8 protein-coding genes are annotated in these 18,668 nt (G+C 41.9%); all 8 read right to left on the bottom strand.

Annotated elements, in window-relative coordinates:
* Window position 1: 1 nt before the first annotated feature.
* The gene (locus tag NPA36_RS03315; RefSeq protein WP_256944682.1) at window positions 2–9,643 is read right to left on the bottom strand and encodes a DNRLRE domain-containing protein; all 9,642 of its coding nucleotides are present in this window, start codon (window positions 9,641–9,643) and stop codon (window positions 2–4) included.
* Window positions 9,644–9,651: 8 nt separating this feature from the next.
* Window positions 9,652–10,266 carry a hypothetical protein gene (locus NPA36_RS03320; RefSeq protein ID WP_256944683.1) on the bottom strand — a complete coding sequence of 205 codons (615 nt, stop codon included), beginning with the start codon at window positions 10,264–10,266 and terminating at the stop codon, window positions 9,652–9,654.
* Window positions 10,267–10,368: 102 nt separating this feature from the next.
* Window positions 10,369–11,055: a class B sortase gene (locus NPA36_RS03325; protein WP_256944684.1), complete on the bottom strand. Its 687-nt coding sequence runs from the start codon at window positions 11,053–11,055 to the stop codon at window positions 10,369–10,371.
* Between the two features lie 244 nt (window positions 11,056–11,299).
* Window positions 11,300–12,013, bottom strand: a complete 714-nt coding sequence (locus NPA36_RS03330; protein ID WP_256944685.1) for an MIP/aquaporin family protein — start codon at window positions 12,011–12,013, stop codon at window positions 11,300–11,302.
* Between the two features lie 19 nt (window positions 12,014–12,032).
* The gene (glpO, locus tag NPA36_RS03335; protein WP_256944686.1) at window positions 12,033–13,883 is read right to left on the bottom strand and encodes a type 1 glycerol-3-phosphate oxidase; all 1,851 of its coding nucleotides are present in this window, start codon (window positions 13,881–13,883) and stop codon (window positions 12,033–12,035) included.
* 4 nt (window positions 13,884–13,887) lie between these two features.
* A complete protein-coding gene (gene glpK, locus NPA36_RS03340; protein ID WP_256944687.1) occupies window positions 13,888–15,423 on the bottom strand; it encodes a glycerol kinase GlpK in 1,536 nt (511 codons plus the stop codon).
* A 157-nt stretch (window positions 15,424–15,580) separates the two neighbouring features.
* Complete coding sequence (locus NPA36_RS03345; protein WP_256944688.1) at window positions 15,581–17,053, bottom strand: helix-turn-helix domain-containing protein; 1,473 nt, start codon at window positions 17,051–17,053, stop codon at window positions 15,581–15,583.
* Window positions 17,043–18,422, bottom strand: a complete 1,380-nt coding sequence (locus NPA36_RS03350) for an NAD(P)/FAD-dependent oxidoreductase (protein ID WP_256944689.1) — start codon at window positions 18,420–18,422, stop codon at window positions 17,043–17,045. The genes NPA36_RS03345 and NPA36_RS03350 overlap by 11 nt, the downstream gene beginning before the upstream one ends.
* Window positions 18,423–18,668 lie beyond the last annotated feature (246 nt).

Raw genomic sequence — 18,668 nt, forward strand, 5'->3', positions numbered from 1 at the left:
ACTATCTGACCTCCTTAGGTATAAAATTATTATCTAAATCTATAATCCAAAAATCATCAGACAGTCCATTCCTAATTTTGATATCTTTTGGAATTGGAACTTTCATTTTCAAATCATAAAGACTAAATTCACCAGTTTTTAAATTTTGATAGTAGTGAATTTTACCTTTCCCCATAGAAGTTTCATAACTATATATAGACTCCATTTTTGCCCAATCTAGTATCGAATCTCCATTTTTAGTAAGTTCAGAAATTACCTTTGTATCCTTTAAATTAGAACCAGATATAATAGATTTTGAATTTTCAAGTACATCACCTTTTACCAACTCTTTTTTATATTTTTGGTATTGAGCACTATTTTTTGAACTATTGGGGATACTAGTTTCACCATTCCAAAAATTCTGTTTAGCCGGTGGCACTTCAACTTCTGCCTTTGGACCTTTTACCATGCTACTTGAAATGCCCTCAGTTACTGCATTAATCAATAGGCTTGTCCCGATACTTTCTAGGGTAATCTTCCCACCTTTTGCTGCATCTCCAACGGTATCAATCACTGTTTCTCCTATGGTATCTGCTGCATAATAGGAAATTGGATTCGAAATGTTGTTAACTGCGCTACCCAAGAAACCTAGGGCACCTCCGGTTAAACTACCTAAAATTAAAGCATTTCCTACATTCTTTAATATCGTTTTATTATCTTGACCAGATAAAGCTCCTTCCGTCAGTTTATAACTTACAGATCCCGCCGCTCCACTTAGGGCACTAACGATCATTGTAGATATGGTGGCTGAACTACCTGTTAGCCCAAGTCCACTTATCCCTAATAGTACTGGTGCTGCTCCAGCCGTTACAGCTGTCGCTACTATGGCTGTCACTGTCGCCGCTGTCACAATTCCTACGGTTTTCCAGTCCACATTCTTCATAAATTCAACAGTGCTTTCAGCCACAGATTCAGCTACCTTACACACATGTGTAATGGTCTCTTCAAGAGCTTTCGTCCAGTTACGACCGATATTTGCTGCTTCTCTGGTTTTTGACACACCCCAGTTGTAGACGGATTGTCCAGTGGCTTTGGCTTCTTGCCAAGCATTAGTTACTGTTTGTTGGGTTTGCTGGTATTTCTGTACGACATAATTACTAGCGCCTTTATAGGCTTGCTGGGCTCCGCTATAGACTGCTTTGGCAGTGTTGCTGATATAGGTTTTGGCGCTATGAGCTACTTGTTTGGTGCCTGACCAGACATTGTTAGCAACAGCCTTAACACCGTTCCAGACGTTGGACGCTGCTTTTTTAACGCCGTTCCATGTGTTTTGGGCAACTCGTTTGACCCCGTTCCAAGCATTATTGGCTACCGTCTTGACGGTATTCCATGTTTTGGTAGCGACTTGTTTTGCACCGTTCCAGAGCTTTTTGGCCCCATTGACTAGCCCTTTCAAGAAGTGACCACTTGGGTCGGTGTAATTGATTGGGTTATTAGACACATAGGCATAGCCGTTTTGAGTAAGAGGGTCGCTTTGTTTTCCGGGGTAGCTATCTTGACTTAAAAAAGTACCTGCGACACTATCATAGTATCTGGCTCTTAGGTAGTCAAGACCTGTGCTGTCACGGGCTTCACCGTTATAGGCGAATGGGTTACCAGTCGTATCGGTGCTCTTGGTTCGGTTGCCATAAATACTATAGGTGCTTGAAGCCACTGCTGTCCCATCTTGGGTTAAGCCTGTCACACTACCGGATAGATTGCTTTGGTAGTTGTAGCTGGTATTGGTTTGATGGTTTAGGTAGCTAATTCGTCCTTGGCCATACGTGTAGGTCTCTCGTTCCTTTAGCTGGTCATCATAGGTTTGAAGGACTTGCGTGTTTTCTTGATTGACATCGTTGACGTAGTTGCGAACTTCATAGTAATTGTAGGTGTCGGTTTTAGTGGTATAAGGGATAAGGACTTCTTGTGCCTTGCTGGCATACTGGATCTCATCACGACCGGGTACTTGGTCTATGGCTGGCGGGTTGACTAGAATTCCTTCTTGACTGGCTTGATCTTTGGCTACCTTCTGATGATAAGCCGTAGAGATGGTGTCATAGGTGTCTCGCCAATCGTAGCCCTGACTAGTCCCAAAGCTAGAGAAGAATTGGATTACGTTTTGGGTAAAGCCATACCAGAAGGCAGAGTGGCCTTCCCCACTAGGAGCTGTATAAGGTGAGGTGACTTTTTCTTGGCGCTTAAAGAGCTGGTAGGTATTGGTGGCTTCAGTACGGCTAGCTGTAAAGACTCGATTATCTTCCCCATCGTAAAGTGCGGCGAATAGTAAGCCTTCTTTTTGTTTGACAGCTAAGAGTCGGTTCTCCGTATCGTAGATATAATCTAGTTTCTCATCACCTTCGGATTGCTGGATACGATTTCCGTTCTGATCGTAGGTGTAGGTGATGGCTTTATCACCCGTCTTCAATTCTACCAGTCGGTTATTGTCATCATAAGTGAAGTGGCTTACCTGCTCTTGGTCTCCTACAGTCTCTGTACTGGTCAGCTTGTTTCCTGCCAAGTCATAGCTATAGGCAAAGCTGGCTAGTTCTTTGTCAGACTTATCCATGACCTTCATGCTAGCTAACTGTCCAAGACTGTCATAGGTGTAGTCTTGAATCATGGTTTGCCCGTCTTGTGTGATGGTTTCTTTACTGATGTAGTTGCCATCATCATATTCATAGGCATAGCTGGAGATGGTTTCACCATGCTTATCTCGGTGCGTCATTTGGCTAACTCGGTGACCTAGATCATAGGTCAAGGCACTTGAACTGCCATCGCCACGTTTGATTGCTACCATATCTCCTGCTTCATTGTAGTCGTAGCTAGTGACTTTTCCTTCTTTATCTGTGACTTGTATCAGTCTATCTAGCTCGTCATAGGCATAATGAACCTCGCTCCCATCTGGGTAGGTCAACTTCTCAAGATTGCCATATTCGTCATAGCTATACTGGATAAGACTGCCATCTCCTTGACGAAGACCACTTATCTCACCTTCATCATTGTAAGCGTAGTTGGTCTTACCGATCAGATCATTCATAGAGACACGGCGACCATCCGCATCATAGGTGTAAAGCACTTGTCCTTCCGTTTTTTCTGAATACTTTCTTGTGAGGAGCTGATCCAATTTATTGTAATCGTAGGTGATGGTTTTGCTATCTGCCTTCGTAACCTTAGAGATGCGGTTATTGATATCATAGCTATAGCTTTCGACATCTCCAAGGCTATTCATCCGCTCAACGATATTGGACAATTGGTCATACTTGTACTTGGTGACTTGACCATTGCCGTTAGTGACAGATGTCATATTGCCTACAGTATCATAGGTATAGCTTGAGGTCGACGCCTTATCACCTATCCCTTTAGTAGCGGTTATCAATTGATCCTTTTGATCATAGGTGTAACTGCTAATGCGTTGGCTACCAGATGTTAGGCTTAAGAGATTGCCATTGCCATCATAGGTCATGTTGGCTACAGCACCTGCAGCGGTGGTTACCTTAGTCATACGGTCATCATTGTCATATTGATAATGTCTTGTTTGACCAGCGGTATCGGTCTCAGAGGTCAATCGGTCCAAAGCGTCATACTGATTGCTTTTCGTTTGGCCTAGGGCATTGACCATCTTGGTTAGATTCCCATTTGGGTCATAGGCATAGGTTTCCTCACGTTTGCCATTGATCGTACGCTTGGTTAATTGTCCCACTGGATCATAATTCAGGTCTGTTTTACGGCCTGTTGGACTGGTAACGGTTTTTAGCTGATCTAGCTTAGTGTAATTTAGATTTGTCTTGGCGCCGCTTGGTGTTGTGATGGTCGCCAGATTCCCCGCTTTGTCATAGCTATAGCTCGTTTCCAAGTCAAGGGCATTCTTCTCTTTTAAGAGACGCCCTGCCACATCATAGGTGTAGTGGCTAGTACGATCTGATTGATCAGTTTCTTGAATCAGGTTGCCTAAGACATCATAGCTATAGGTTTTTGACAAGCCTTGTTGAGCTGTTTGTTCAGATAAGCGACCTAGGGCATCATAGCTATAGGTAAAGCTGGCTTCATTTGGTAGGGTACGCTTGGTTGCCCGACCATAAAGGTCATTGGTATAAGCCGTTACGCCTCCATTAGGATCTGTTTCTGTTGCTAGGCTACCTGTAGCATCATAGGTGAAGGAGCTTTGACCGCCTGTTGGTTTGGTCACTCTTGCGATACGGTTCATGGCATCGTAAAGGTAGTGCGTGGTATGGCCTTCACCGCTTGTGGTCGACAAGGTATTACCGACCGCATCATACTGAAAGCTTTGTTTAGCACCCGTTGGAGCAACGGTTTCTGTTAAGCGGCCGAGTGGATCGTATTTCAGCGCAGTCTGGTTGCCTTTAGGATCTGTGTAGAGCACCAAATGCTGGTTGGCATCATAGCCATATTGACTACTATGTCCATTTGCGTCCGTAATCTTGGCCAGGTTACCTAGCAGATCGTACTCGTAACGAACTTGATTTCCTTGGGGATCCGTTTCTGTTACTACTCGGTTTAGGGCATCGTAATCATAGCTAGTTTCTCTTTCTAGATGGTCAATGGTTTTGATTAAGTTGCCACTAGCCTCATAGTGATAGGTTTTGGTATGCCCCTCCACATCGGTTGATGTTGCAAGGTTTCCCATACTATCATAGGTAAAGCTTTGGCTGCTTCCATCTGCATAGGTTGTTTTAATCAATTGCTGGTAGCTATCATAGCTATAAGAGGTCACTTGGCCCAAGCTATTGGTTGTTGTGATACGGTTGCCGGCATTGTCATAGGTATAGCTTTCATCCAGCCCTTGGTTATCCTTAGCTGAAACAAGGCGATTAGCTGCATCATAGCTGTAATCTGTTATTAAACCACTAGATTTGCTTTGTTTTACCAAGCGATCTAAGGCGTCATACTCATTGGTAATGGTCATCCCATCTGCAGTGATGACTTCCTTTACTTGAGCCGTTGCTGTATAGCTTATTTGCGTGCTATTGTTGTTGGCATCCATCACTTGAATCGGATAGCCTAGTGCATTATAGCTGTATTGCGTTTTACCACCTAAGGCATCTGTTATTTCAGTCAATTGTTCCATCTGATTATAACTAAAGCTTGTGGTATTGCCTAAACCATCTGTGATTTGGCTGACTTGATTTTGGCCATTATAGGTACTAGTAGCTGTATAACCCGCTGCGTCTGTAACGGTGCTTTGATTGCCGTTACTGTCATAAGTGACACTGGTTTGTTGCCCTAGAGGGTCTGTTGTTCTTGTTAAACGACCGGCGACACTATAGTCATAGGTGGTTTTGTTTCCTTTGGCATCAACAAAAGTCAAAACATTTCCCATGGTGTCATAGCTATAGCTAACGGTGCTTTTGTCTGGGTAGATGACCTGCGTGACATTTCCAGCTGCATCATAGGCATAGGCTGTGGTGCGGTCTCCCAGTGTTTCGCTCAGCTTATTCCCTACAGCATCATAGCTATAGGTCACTAGTTGACCGGCTTCATCCTGATAGCTTAATACACGACCCATGGCATCATAAGTGCTTTCCGTACTCGTTCCAATCGGATAAGAAACCTTAGTCAACTGGCCCGAAGCATTATAGCTGTTCTCTGTAATTTGCCCGAGAGAATCTGTAATTTTTGCTATCTGGTTATTTCTGTCGTCATAAACAATGCTACTGCTCTGTCCTGCCTGATTGGTTCTTGTTAATACCCGTCCAAGGACATCTCTACTGTAGCTAAGCACTTGTCCGAGTGCATCTGTTTCCGTTAAGAGACGTCCTCTAGAGTCATAGCTGTAGGTGGTAGTCTGGCCTTGTGCATCGGTTAGGCTTAGCCTGTTCCCCACCCCATCATAGCTGTAGGTATAGGTTCCTCCTTCACCGTTTGTGGCAGATATTTTCCGCCCGAAAGCATCATAGGCAAAGGTTGAGGTATTGCCATTGCCCTCTGTAACTGCAATGACCTGTCCGGCTTGGTCAAAGACATAGCTTTGATGAACACCATCTGCATCTGTCTGACCTGTTTTCCGACCTTCAGCGTCATAGCTATAGCTTGTTACGCCACCTAGTGGATTGGTTATAGAAACTACTTGTCCATGTGCATTATAAGCTAGACTTGAACTCCCTCCAAGTGGGTTGACAATTTGGATCAGATTGGCACCTGTGTAGGCATAAGTGGTGCTACTTCCCAAGGCATCTGTGGTAGTAAGGATTCGACCTTGTTGATCAACGGTATAGGTAATTGATGTCCCATCGGCTAGACTTGTCTTCAATAAGTTTCCGTGGCTATCATAGCTATGGCTTGTGCTTGTCCCATCAAAGTCTGTCACCGACAATAGATGGTTCTTCTCATCATAGGTTGACGTTTTTACTGCACCATCAAAACGAGTTTCTGTCAGAAGATTGCCATTCGCATCATAGCTAAAGCTACTTGTTTGTCCAGCTTCATTGGTCGTGCTAACCAAACGATTGGCATCGTCATAAGCTTTTGTGACGGTGCTTCCGTCTGGGTAGGCAATCTGTCTGGTACGGTATTGCTGGTCATAAGAGTAGATTGTTTTTTGGCCATTGGCATCTGTCGTAATGGTCTGCCCCTCACTATAGGCAAGGGTTGATACTGCGCCCGTTCCATCCGTTTGTTGGGTCACACGTCCCATATCATCATAGACATTCTCCACGACCTTAGTGCCATTTCCATCATACCAAGCCGTCATAAGGCCTTTATCATCATAGTCATAGCGAGTCACGACACCTGTGGCATCTGTATAAGCAACTAAGTTGGTATTCTCATCATATTCATAGGATAGTGTTGCACCATTTGGTAAACCAATTGAACCAATCGTGCCTTCTTCCGTCATAGTAATGTGATAAGCAAGACCACTTGGAGAGCTAATGCTTGTCAGCTGCCCATTTTCATTGTAGCTTAGGCTGGTTTGGTTACCTTTTTCATCGGTTTGTCGGATTAGTAAACCGTAAAAGTTAAATACTTTCTCTTGTTGCTTAGCATCTGTGATGTGGTACTCTTTAACACTGTAGTCTTCTTCTCCATCCCCAAAGTCTGCTTTCTTGGTCTCAACTTCTTTGACACTTATGTTTAAGTCATATCCTGCTGGAGACTTGTAGTGGTCTCCTTCTTTGGTGAAGGTAAGAATGGAACCATCCGTACGAGTATAGTACAGGTTACCCTCTTCATCACTACTTAACTGCTCATTGTAAGCGAATGACCACCCTCGTCCAAAGAGACTATTGATACCTGCCGCTTTAGAATTATAAGCACGAACGATGTCGAATTTGCCGTTTAGATCTGGAATGCTCACATCGGTTCGATCAAGGTAGAAATTTCCCGTATTTAAGTTGATCGGCTCAAAGCCAAATTCACAATGCAGGCCACGCCCCATCAATAAGGTGTCAATCGTTGCTTTCGTCCCATCCGTCAAAGCAGGTGGGTTGTATGGCTTATCAGCATTTTTCTTAGGGTTACGAATAAAGAGCGTATTGTTCTTGGTTACTAGCATGTCTTGAATCCGGTTATCACTAGCTAGCTGATCTAGTGCTACACCATAATAGGCAGCAATCTTCGGAAGTGTATCGAACTGCGTCACCTTATAGATGATAAAGCTGTCACTGGATTTCTTACCACTGCTTTGTCCGTCTTTTTGACTCACAGCATCAATCGTATAGAGCTTGTTTAATTCCGGATCAGTAAATGGAACAGCCGTTTGCCAGTTCGATAATTTGTCCTTATACTGTGTGCTTCCTTTTTCAAAGGCTGCTATAAAAGGACTAGTATCAGGGTATTTATAAGAAAAGCTAGCTAGACTTTGTCCCATGTAATTCTTTTCAAAATCACTAAGAGAATAGGTAAGCACCGCTCCCGGAGTTGTTAAGCCATCTGCGAAAACACCTTTGAATTGTAATTTACCTGTTTTATCAGTCTTCACCATGGTGCGTAAGTGAATGGTTGTGTTCCCAATGGCATAGTTAACATTTACCGGGTCTGGAATAGACCAGTTAATGGTGACACTTGGAGCCTTATCCGGTGTAAAGCCAATCTGGCCTGCATTGGCTGCCGTGGCTTCGGTAGTATAAAAGGCAGCACCATCCGCACTTTCATCTGTTGCAGCAACTACCAAGCCGTAATTAGGATATAGGCCTTGAACCCAGCCATTGACGGTCTCACGGATATCAAAGTTATGCATGCCAATCTTTTTGCCACTAATAGCTTTTTCACCAGCTATCTCTCTACCTAGGTTAACCGATGAATTCCAAGTGATCGTATTAATATTAAAGTCTTCTGTTAAGCGGTAAGCACCAAACTGGGTTCCTTGATTCCCTGGTGCTGTATATTCATATAAGTTTAGCGTAGCACTATCAATTTTTGCTTCTGCCGGTATATTTTTCTTGAAATCATAATTAATTTTGAAATACATGCGGCTACGACCGATGTCTTTAACGAAAGGAACATCTGTCATTCCCATTAAATCAACGGTCATGTAGCCTACATAGCCATAGGATATCCCCTGGTATTGACCGTGAACCGTACTGGTTACCGAATCAAGAATATTTTCTCGTGGAATGGTAATGGTTGGGTCAATCCGAACAGGGTACTGACGTTCGTTAGCGGATAACCAATCACTGCTAGCAACAATGGTTACTTGATAGTGACTATCTGTTTTAGATAATTCCATTTGAAGATCTTTGCTAGTTACTCCAGCCTGATCCACCATAAGTGGTGCGGTTAGAACAAAGATAACCGTCTGTTTTCCTTTTTCTTTGACTAATACCTGATTGTTGTCTAGAGATACATCATACTGGCCTGCATCAAGCCCATAAGAAAAGCGATGTTTGCCCTCCCATTTGGTTAGAACAATCTCTTCTTTGACACCATTTGATTGGACTGTATATTGCACATCAGTTGTTCCATCAACATTGTTATACAGAATGGCATTCTCTTGTACAGTCGCATTTTCATAAGGTTTATCTAAAGGATAAATAGAAATACTTTTATCTTCGTGGGTCACATCAATCGTTGTCTTTTCATCCACATTACTTGGCAGAACAACTTCAACAGGGCTATCTTTTGGCTTATAGACCTGTTTGCCATCTTCATGATGCGTTACTAGAGTTAAATCTACTGGAACTTCGACACCATTGTTGTTAATAAAGGTTTTAACACTAGTCCCAATGTGAGTAACAAAATTTGTTTCATCCACTCGGTAAAGCTGCTCCTGCCCGCTTTCTATAATGGGATTGCCGTACTGATTGCGCAGTGCTGTCTCTTCTTGACTAAGTCCTTCTTTAGAAACCTGGGGCTGTTGGATGGCATCCCCGGTTGGTTCAATAGACTCCCTTGTGCTAGAAAAAGTACTGTCTTCTGTTGGTGGGATGACTGTACTTTCATTCGTTGGGCTAGAGTTTACTTCAGGAGTAGTAGTGCTACTGTCAACACTACTTTCCACTGTGCTATCTACTGTCATTTCTTGCGCTTGATTGACGGATTGTTGGTGATAACTTTGTGCTTGGCTACTTTCTATAGCTTGGTTCAACTCTTCTGCATACATTAGTGGGCTATTTGAGATAGTCATGATTATCAACATTAGCCATGTATTTATCTGTCGTAATTTTTTCATATCTAGTCTTATTCCTTTTCTTTTTTTATGAATATCCCGTAGTAAATAGTTCCCAGTAGCAATAACGTGTCCATTATGTATTGAACGACTATTGCTAGTTGCGGTACCAATAAGCTAATGCCTATAACCGCTATGGCTACAATAACCCCTAACAAAACGAGATGTTTTAGGGACTTTTCCTTCCATGAAAACATCTTGCCTTGATAACATATGATGAGAGCATATAGCGTGACTAGTTTAATGGTTGTTTGACCAATAGCACTAATAGACCATATAACAGTTTTCAGGCTTTGATAATCGGCTACACGCTGATCATATAAAAATTGTCCAAGCAGTCCCATGATTAACGCTAGTAAGATAGAGCTCGCTAGGCCATAAGCAATTATTTTTAGCACACGATTTTCTTGATTGTAGTTTTTAATAAACCAGATGGCTACCTTCAGCAATAAGGTGCCTCCGAAAATGAACAATAGTCCTCCTACTATTCCTAAAATCATTGAGTATTGTCTATTTTGGACTAAGGGTTGAACGATGCCGACTCCTAAAAGACGTTGCCCTAACCCAAAACAAATGAACCCGAATGCCAAAACGCTAAAATGTCTGTGTTCTTTGATAACCGTCATTACAGTTCCTTTCCTCCTTTTTTGAGTTGTATATTGCCCGCCTAACAACCTAGTAGGACGTCTATTTAATTGTGAAAGACATCTATTTCACATAATACCTACTCAACCTCCTCTTCGTATAGCATGAACCACAAATCGACTTCCATCAAGCTGTAGGTCACATGTTGATAAGATTAATAATTTATCTTTTCCGCTAATAAAGTCTATCTTTCGGTAATAACCGCCATACTCTTGACTAATTTGCTCAACATTTGAGATATACTGAACAAGTTTGCCCTGTTTATCCAAGTGATAGGTATAAAACAAATGCTCATCCGTATAGGTGTATGCCGCAAAGATGTCGTAGGTATACTGACCTTCTTTAGTAGTCACTTGGATGGTGCGAAAGGTATCAAAGGTTTCTTGTTCTGAAAAATTTTTCAAGCTACCAAACATAGCATCATCCCGCATAGCATGACCATAAACAATGGTTACTGGATCATCAAAAGACTGATTGTTAATCCTTTCCGTAAAAATAGCGCCATATTTAGTAGGTTGTCCATCAATATCGTGGCTCAAATAGTAACTATCATCACTTAAATGTTGTATAATAGGGTAATCAATCCTAGTTCCTTCTACTGTCAACCAAGCATATACATCAGAATGTTTGTTCGTTTGTCGAGATAACTCTTCTTGTTTTCCAGATACGCTTTCCATGGCAGTTTCTTCTAACTGGGTAGATATATAGAACAAACCTAATAAAATACATATAAGGAGAAGAAAGCCTAAAATATTTTTAACTTTTTTCAAAATATCCTCCTTTCTAACTTTTTCTTATTTTACCACATCACTCTCAATATTTAAATGATATCCTAAATAAAATTTCTTTTTTTTTTTGAAAAAATTATTTAAAAAGATTGAACTCACCTAATAGAAACAAAGGTGATTAGACATGGCAGCCTATGACAGATAGGTCAACGACTCAAATACAATACATCTAAAAAGCTACAAACCACCTGTCTACCAAGTGATTTGTAGCTTTTTCATTTATCTTTTATAAGAATGTAAACAACAATCCTGCGAGTGCTCCGCCTAAGATTGGGCCAACTACTGGAATCCAAGCATATTTCCAGTCAGAGTTGCCTTTGTTTTTCATCGGTAGGAAGAAGTGTGCAATTCTTGGTCCTAGGTCACGAGCTGGGTTAATAGCGTAACCGGTTGTTCCACCTAGTGAAAGTCCGATACCTACAATCAAGGTACCCACAACTAGCGTTCCTAAGCCAACTGGCATATCGTATTTTCCAAAAGCTAAGATACCAAATACTAAGATAAAGGTTCCGATTGCTTCACTGATGACGTTAGCTACTGGTTGGTAAATTGCTGGACCAGTTGCAAAGGTGCCTAAGATTGCTCCTTTGTCTTCTGTTACATCGTAGTGAGGTTTGTATTGTAGCCAAACTAGGAATGCTCCAAATATTGCTCCCAAGAATTGTGCCACGATATATGGCCCAACAGATGCCCACGGGAAGCTACCATTAATGGCTAAGCCAATGGATACGGCTGGGTTCAAGTGTGCTGGGCTCATAAACCCTGCGATAAAAGCTGCTACTGCTACAGCAATCCCCCATCCCATTGTAATGGCTACCCAACCTGCATTGTTGCTCTTAGTGTCTTTTAGCAAGACTCCTGCAACAACACCATTTCCTAATAAAATTAAGACTGCTGTCCCAATAAATTCTCCTAATAACTCTGTTCCTAAAGCGCCCATCTTAACACTTCCTTTTCTATTATTTATTCTTTACTTGTTCTTTTAAGGCTACCAAGTCGTTTTCATCAAGTACTTCTTGTAAATGAGCTAGTTCTTGCGCTTTCTCTTGGTCAGACCAGCCGTAGAATTTAGCCATCTCGTTGACAATTGGCTCAATGATTTGGTCTAGGCTATCTCGCATAAACAAAATGTGGTTGGTTCTTCTCAAGAGGTAATCGACTGGTGTTAGCGCCATTTCTTCACGCATTGCGTATTGAAGGGCTACTGTTTCGCTTAGGCTTAGGCCTTCTACTGGTTCCACTTGGCTAGCTAGAGCGAATACTTTTGGTGCATTTGAGCCGTAGAGGTTAGCTAAGTAGACAGCTTGATCACTTGCAAAGCCTCTCTTAACACCTAGTAGTGCATAGGTTTCTAACTCTTCATCCACGTTAGCTGGGTTCAATTCCCCACCAGAAACTGGGTAAGTTTTTGAGTTTATCAAGCGGAAATGGCGGTCAAATTGTTCATCCAAGATTCTTAAGATAGTCGCCATAGCACCTTCAGCCATCTTACGGTAGTCAGTGATTTTACCACCTGCAAGGGTTACTAAACCGTTATCGTCTACGTCTAAGGAGCTTCCTCTTGAAACAGCAGAAGGGTTTAATTCTTTTTCAGATAGACTGCCTTCTAGTTCACCAGCTACCATTTCAACATCGGTTCTGCTGGCTTTGTCTTCCAGATAGTTGCCCACAACATCTACTAAGCGGTTGAAACTTTCGTCTGACAAGGCACCACTGTTCCCGCCGTTATAGTCAGAAGCACTGTTACCAGATAGAAGTGGTCTCAAGCCTGCCCAGCTACTTTCAATATCGTCAATCGTGATAGCCGTTGATGGGTAGCGATTGTTAACGACTTGTAGGAGATAGTCCACGTCTTCCATCGTTACTTTTGGATTGGCTAGGTCTCCAGTGTAGTCTGTATCTGTGGTACCGAAGTAAGTTTTTTCTTCTCTTGGGATAACGAAAACCATTCTGCCATCGCCCAGACCCGTATCGAAGTAAGTTGGTTGTGGCACAGATAATTTTGATTTATCCACTACCAAATGGATTCCTTTAGTTGGTCGCATTTGTTTGATAACGTCTCTAGCTTCTTTAGAACTAGACATGTTACGAACGATATCACTCCATGGACCACTAGTATTAATAACCACACGGGCCTTAATCTCAAAGCTTTCCCCCGTCAATAAATCTTTAGCACGAACGCCAATAATTTTGCCAGCCTCATCTAATAAAAAGTCTTCTGCTTTGACGCGGCTAGCGATTAGGGCACCATCGTCATTTGCTCGTTTGATATTTTCGATAACCAGACGTGCATCATTGTTTCTAAAGTCTAGGTAGACACCACCACCGACTAAGCCTTCTTTTTTCAGTTGAGGTTCTCTTTCTAAGACTTGTTCTGCTGTCAAGGTGTAGTTTGCTGCTGGTGTGTTGCCTACTCCTGCTAGTGAATCATAGAGGTCCATCGCAACTTTGACACGTAGCATATTAAAGGTTGAGCCTGGTTCATCGTAAACCGGCAACAACATTGGGTCTGGTTTAGGAATGTGTGGTGCAATTTGTTGGACCACAGCTCTTTCCGTTACCGTATCCGATACCACCTCAATGTCAAAGTTCTTTAGGTAGCGGATACCTCCGTGAACTAATTTAGTGGAACGGCTACTTGTTCCTTCTGCAAAGTCTTGCATTTCAATCAGACCTGTGTCTAAACCTGAAGCTGCTGCTTGTAAAGCCACGCCGGCCCCAGTAATGCCTCCTCCGATGATTAGGAGGTCTAGAGTTCGTTCTTGTAATTTTTTTATGGCTAATATACGTGTTTCAGCTGAAAATTTCATAGTCTCATTCCCCACTTTCTTGGTACTCTTCTTCGTCATCCTCTAAGGCGAATACTTGTGTCGCTTTGACAGCTTTCTTCCAGCCTTTGTAGAGTTGCTCTTTGCGTGCTTCGTTCATGGTTGGTTTGAAGGATTCACCCACAGATTGGATGGTCTTCAATTCTTCTAAATCTTTCCAGTAACCAACAGCTAAACCTGCTAAGAAAGCCGCCCCTAAAGCAGTAGTTTCTAAGTTCTTAGAACGAGCAATCTCTGTTCCCAAGATATCTGCTTGGAATTGCATCAAGACATTGTTCATAGCTGCTCCACCATCAACTTTAAGCACTGGAATTTCAATGCCTGAGTCAATTTGCATAGTATCAATGATGTCACGAACTTGGTAGGCAATAGATTGTAGGGTAGCTTTCACGAAGTCTTCCTTGCTCGTTCCACGTGTTAGGCCAAATACCGCTCCTCGTGCGTTAGGGTTCCAGTATGGTGCCCCCAAACCAGTAAAGGCTGGTACTACATACACTTCATCGTTACTCTTAGAAGCACGTGCCAAATCTTCTGATTGAGGTGAGCTATCCACCATCTTCAAGCCATCACGTAGCCATTGAATAGCACTACCAGCCACAAAGATAGACCCTTCTAAGGCATAGTGAATCTTGCCATCAATACCATATCCAATAGTAGTTAAGAGATTATTGCGAGACAACTGGAACTCGTCACCTGTGTTCATGATGATAAATGAGCCGGTTCCATAAGTGTTTTTAACCATTCCTGGCTCAAAAGCTAATTGACCGAATAGAGCTGCTTGTTGGTCACCTGCCATTCCTGCAATCGGAACTTCGCCACCATAGAAATGGAACCCTTTTGTTTTTCCATAAACTTCTGAGTTTGATTTTACTTCTGGTAGCATAGCTTTTGGAATGTTTAACAATTCTAGAATTTCATCATCCCATTTTAAATCACGGATGTTGTAAAGCATGGTTCTGGCAGCATTTGAGTAATCTGTTACGTGCTCTTCGCCATCTGTTAGTTTCCAAACCAACCACGTATCAATCGTTCCAAATAGTAATTCCCCTTTTTCAGCTCTTTCTTGAGCGCCAGGAACGTGGTCTAAAATCCAACGAACTTTAGTGGCTGAGAAATAAGCATCGATAACAAGACCAGTTTTTTCATGGAACATCTCTGAATAACCATCACGTTTTAGTTGCTCTGCCAATGGTGCTGTTTGACGAGATTGCCAAACAATCGCATTGTAGATTGGCAAGCCTGTTTCTTTATCCCAGACTACCGTTGTTTCACGTTGGTTAGTAATCCCAACAGCTTCAATCTGAGTTGGCTTGATGCCACTTTCGATAAAGGAACCTGCAATAACCGATTGGACTGAATTCCAAATTTGGTTAGCATTGTGTTCTACCCAGCCAGCCTTAGGGAAAATTTGTGGGAACTCTTTTTGATAACTGGCTACTTTTTCACCTTTTTTGTTAAAGATGATTGCCCGAGAACTAGTGGTTCCTTGGTCAATAGACATAATATATTTTTCTTCTGCCATGATATTTCCTCCTCAATGTTGATTACTTTTATTTGGTTGGCAAAGTAATCGCTTTCTCTTTCTACTTCTATACTACCCTTTCTCAAGAAAAAAGTCCTATCATATTTTTTGAATAAGCAAAAAAATATGATAGGACTGACTGTATTTGCATTTTTGACTAATTCGTTGCCAGAACTTCTTCCATGAGATTTCGCAACTGTTCTATGTCAAAATCCATGACCTGGCTGCTTTTTAGCTGATAAACAAGGGCTTTAGTTTCTTGAAATCTGTCCTGACCTTGATTGCTAATAATTAAGGAATAGGATACCTCTTCTTCAAATGGTTCCAGTACAATAAAACGATTCTTTTCTAAAGAAGCACGTAACTTTTGTAAATTGCGTTTTTTATCAATGACACTGCCTATTAAATCTACACCAACCACCAATAATTTTGGCTCTCTTTCCAAAATATAGGTAAAAACCTTGTAGATTTCTTTATGGCTCAAATCGTATAAGTCCCCCAAATCATAGAGTGAACGATTGGTATACGTATCTTTAAAAATCCCATCTAAGAGCTGGGTAGATAATCCGATGCAGGTTTCATTGCTCTCTACAGAAGATTTTTCTTCCTCCAGAGCACTGGCTAGTGACCGAAGATGACCTGTAAAAAAATACAATTTGCCCGTAATCTGACTTAGTTCATACATGGCTATCTCGTTCAAGTTATCTTGACTAGGATCCAAGAGCTTAATGGCTTGCAAGCCCATAGTAGTAGCATCCATAATGGGACCGCCATAACCTAGTGAATGCTCCATGGTTACAATCGGCAAGACTGACATCACCTTGAAAAAAAGGAACTGGCACATGGCCTCGCCCTCATCCATCTCAACAGCATAACGACTGAAAAAACGAAAGGTCGTCTGCCGCACCAATTGATAGATACGATGATCTTGATAAGGTCGCATCAAGGTCTCTAAAGACGAAAAGTTCTTGCGACTTCTGGGAAACCTCCTCTTAGTAATATGGAGCCAAGTAACAATCTTGAGCAATTCATCCTCTGAAAATTCACACTGAAAAATTCGAGAAATCTGACCAATCTGCTGCTCAATAGCTGAATCCTCCAATAAGGGTTTGAACAAGCGACTAGGCAAGCATTCTTGGAAGAAAAGATAATAAAAATAACGAATCTGATGCTCCGGACCACGCAGCTTACCACTTTTAATGACCAACTGAAACTCTTCCAAGAGACTATTTAAGCCAGCCAAATGGCGGTGCAGACTAGCATCACTCATTAATAAGTTATCTGCCAATTCTTGGATGGTGAATTGCTGGTGCTGGAAAATATAGTCAATAATCTGGTACTTAGGTGACTGGCTTAAAAAATAGTAGGCAATCTCTTTTTGAGTGATGGCCAAACCAAGAGACAGCTGCAGAGCATCTTCTTGCAAGTCTATAGAAAGCTCCATTTGCTCTAGTTGGTTAATAGGGGGTAGGCTATTAATCAGTTCAATATACTTTAAAATGGTGCTCCTTGATAAGCCCGTTTCTTCCATAACTTTTTTGATCGTCGTCGCTTGGTTAGCAAATAAAAGAGTCAATATGATAGAGTAAGAGCCCCGTTCCGGCTTTTCCATCAAATCCTCAATCAACATGAGCATCACTCCTTTGCGCCAATCTACCTTCAAAGGAGTGCATGGCTGCTTGATAGATAGCTCCTTGCAAATCCGTAAAGCCAGCCACATAAGCCCGCTCCTGCAAGGCCAAATCTTGGTCACTATAGCCAGCCGAAATAGCTAATGACAAGATATCTGACACATGGAAAATAGGGGCTTTTGAATAGAGTTGAGCTCCTAGGATTTGTCCAGTATTTATAGAAGTAATCAGCTTTATGGTGATACTTTCTGTGTTCTCTGCTGAGACCATCTCCATGCCTCGACCGACAAAGATCGTGCTATGAACTGGCCCCCAAGTTTCTGCTTCCACCTGCGTTAAGCCAACACTAGCCATGTAGTAGCCAAAGAGGGATGTCCCCATAGACCGAGTGCTCTTTTTATAGGGTGCTTGCGGTTTAAATAAGTTTATGGCTGCCATTTGACCGGTGATTAAGGCGTGGTTAACTAAAGGAAGATAATATTTCTCTTGGTCTAGTCCGTATGGCAAACGAATCAAGTCGCCAATGGCAAAGACGTGTGGGTCGCTGGTCCGCAAATAGTCATCCACTCGAATGGTGTTGTCCACATCCCTGTCTAAGATCCCCTTAACCAAATGGCTATTGGGTCTTAAGTTGACGCCTAGAAGTACCATATCTGCTTCAATTGTTTCTTGATTGGACGTTTCTATCACTAGTGGCACGGTGGATTGATCAAGGTTGTCTTTAATGGAGACAACACTACGATTGGTTATGACCTGAACCCCTTGTTGCGTCATGGCTTTTTGAACAGGGGCAATCATCTCTTCATCAAAATATTTAAAGGCTAAAGATGGCAAAGCCTCAATTAAGGTCACATCCTTACCTAGATTCTGATAGGTTTGAGCTGCCTCTAAACCAATTTGTCCGCCACCAACAACGACAATTCTTTGACTCTGATGAACAATTTTAAGCGTTTCAAGGCTATCCTCATAGGTTTTGGTTGAGACCACCAAGGGATGATTTGCCCCCTCAATCTGGTGCGACCCTTGATGCGATCCCATGGCTAAAACCAACTTATCATACAGTAGCCTTTGTTTGATTCCACGACATTCCGTTGAGAGCTCTCGTTTTTTAACATCGACTTTTGTGACCATCGTCTCCAAACGAAGGTCAATATTCCTTTCTCTGAGCAAGTCTGCAGAAATAAAACGAGCATTATCTAAGCTAGTAACTTTATGAGATAGGGTTAAGTTTAAGCCACTTGGAATAAAACCAATTGTTTTTTCTTTTTCAATTAAAATGATGTGACTTTCTGGATATAAATTGGCTGCTTCTAATGCACAAGAAATTCCTGCAAAAGACGCTCCGATAATGACAATTGTTCCCTTCATTCTTGAATCTCCCTTTCAAAATATAATTGAAAACGTTTAGCTGTAGGGATATCATATCATACTTGGGTTGGGGGAAGGCAAATAAAGGGAACTACTTTCTGGTAAATTTCAGTATTTCTATTCAGATAATACTTAAAAACTGAAAAGGGGCTGGGCAAAAAGTCCAGACTGCCATTAAAACAAAAGAGTTTTGCGAAAAAGGTTATCAGGAATAACGGTGTAAAGCATAGCTGGCGTACAGTGAAT

The organism is Granulicatella seriolae (genome assembly GCF_024543085.1).
GTDB classification, from domain to species: Bacteria; Bacillota; Bacilli; order Lactobacillales; family Aerococcaceae; genus Granulicatella; species Granulicatella seriolae.

Excerpts from the sequence above, each read along its gene's own strand:
- NPA36_RS03315 (WP_256944682.1), bottom strand. The coding sequence starts at position 9,643 with ATGAAAAAATTACGACAGATAAATACATGGCTAATGTTGATAATCATG.
- NPA36_RS03320 (WP_256944683.1), bottom strand. The coding sequence starts at position 10,266 with ATGACGGTTATCAAAGAACACAGACATTTTAGCGTTTTGGCATTCGGG.
- NPA36_RS03330 (WP_256944685.1), bottom strand. The coding sequence starts at position 12,013 with ATGGGCGCTTTAGGAACAGAGTTATTAGGAGAATTTATTGGGACAGCA.
- glpO (WP_256944686.1), bottom strand. The coding sequence starts at position 13,883 with ATGAAATTTTCAGCTGAAACACGTATATTAGCCATAAAAAAATTACAA.
- glpK (WP_256944687.1), bottom strand. The coding sequence starts at position 15,423 with ATGGCAGAAGAAAAATATATTATGTCTATTGACCAAGGAACCACTAGT.
- NPA36_RS03345 (WP_256944688.1), bottom strand. The coding sequence starts at position 17,053 with ATGTTGATTGAGGATTTGATGGAAAAGCCGGAACGGGGCTCTTACTCT.
- NPA36_RS03350 (WP_256944689.1), bottom strand. The coding sequence starts at position 18,422 with ATGAAGGGAACAATTGTCATTATCGGAGCGTCTTTTGCAGGAATTTCT.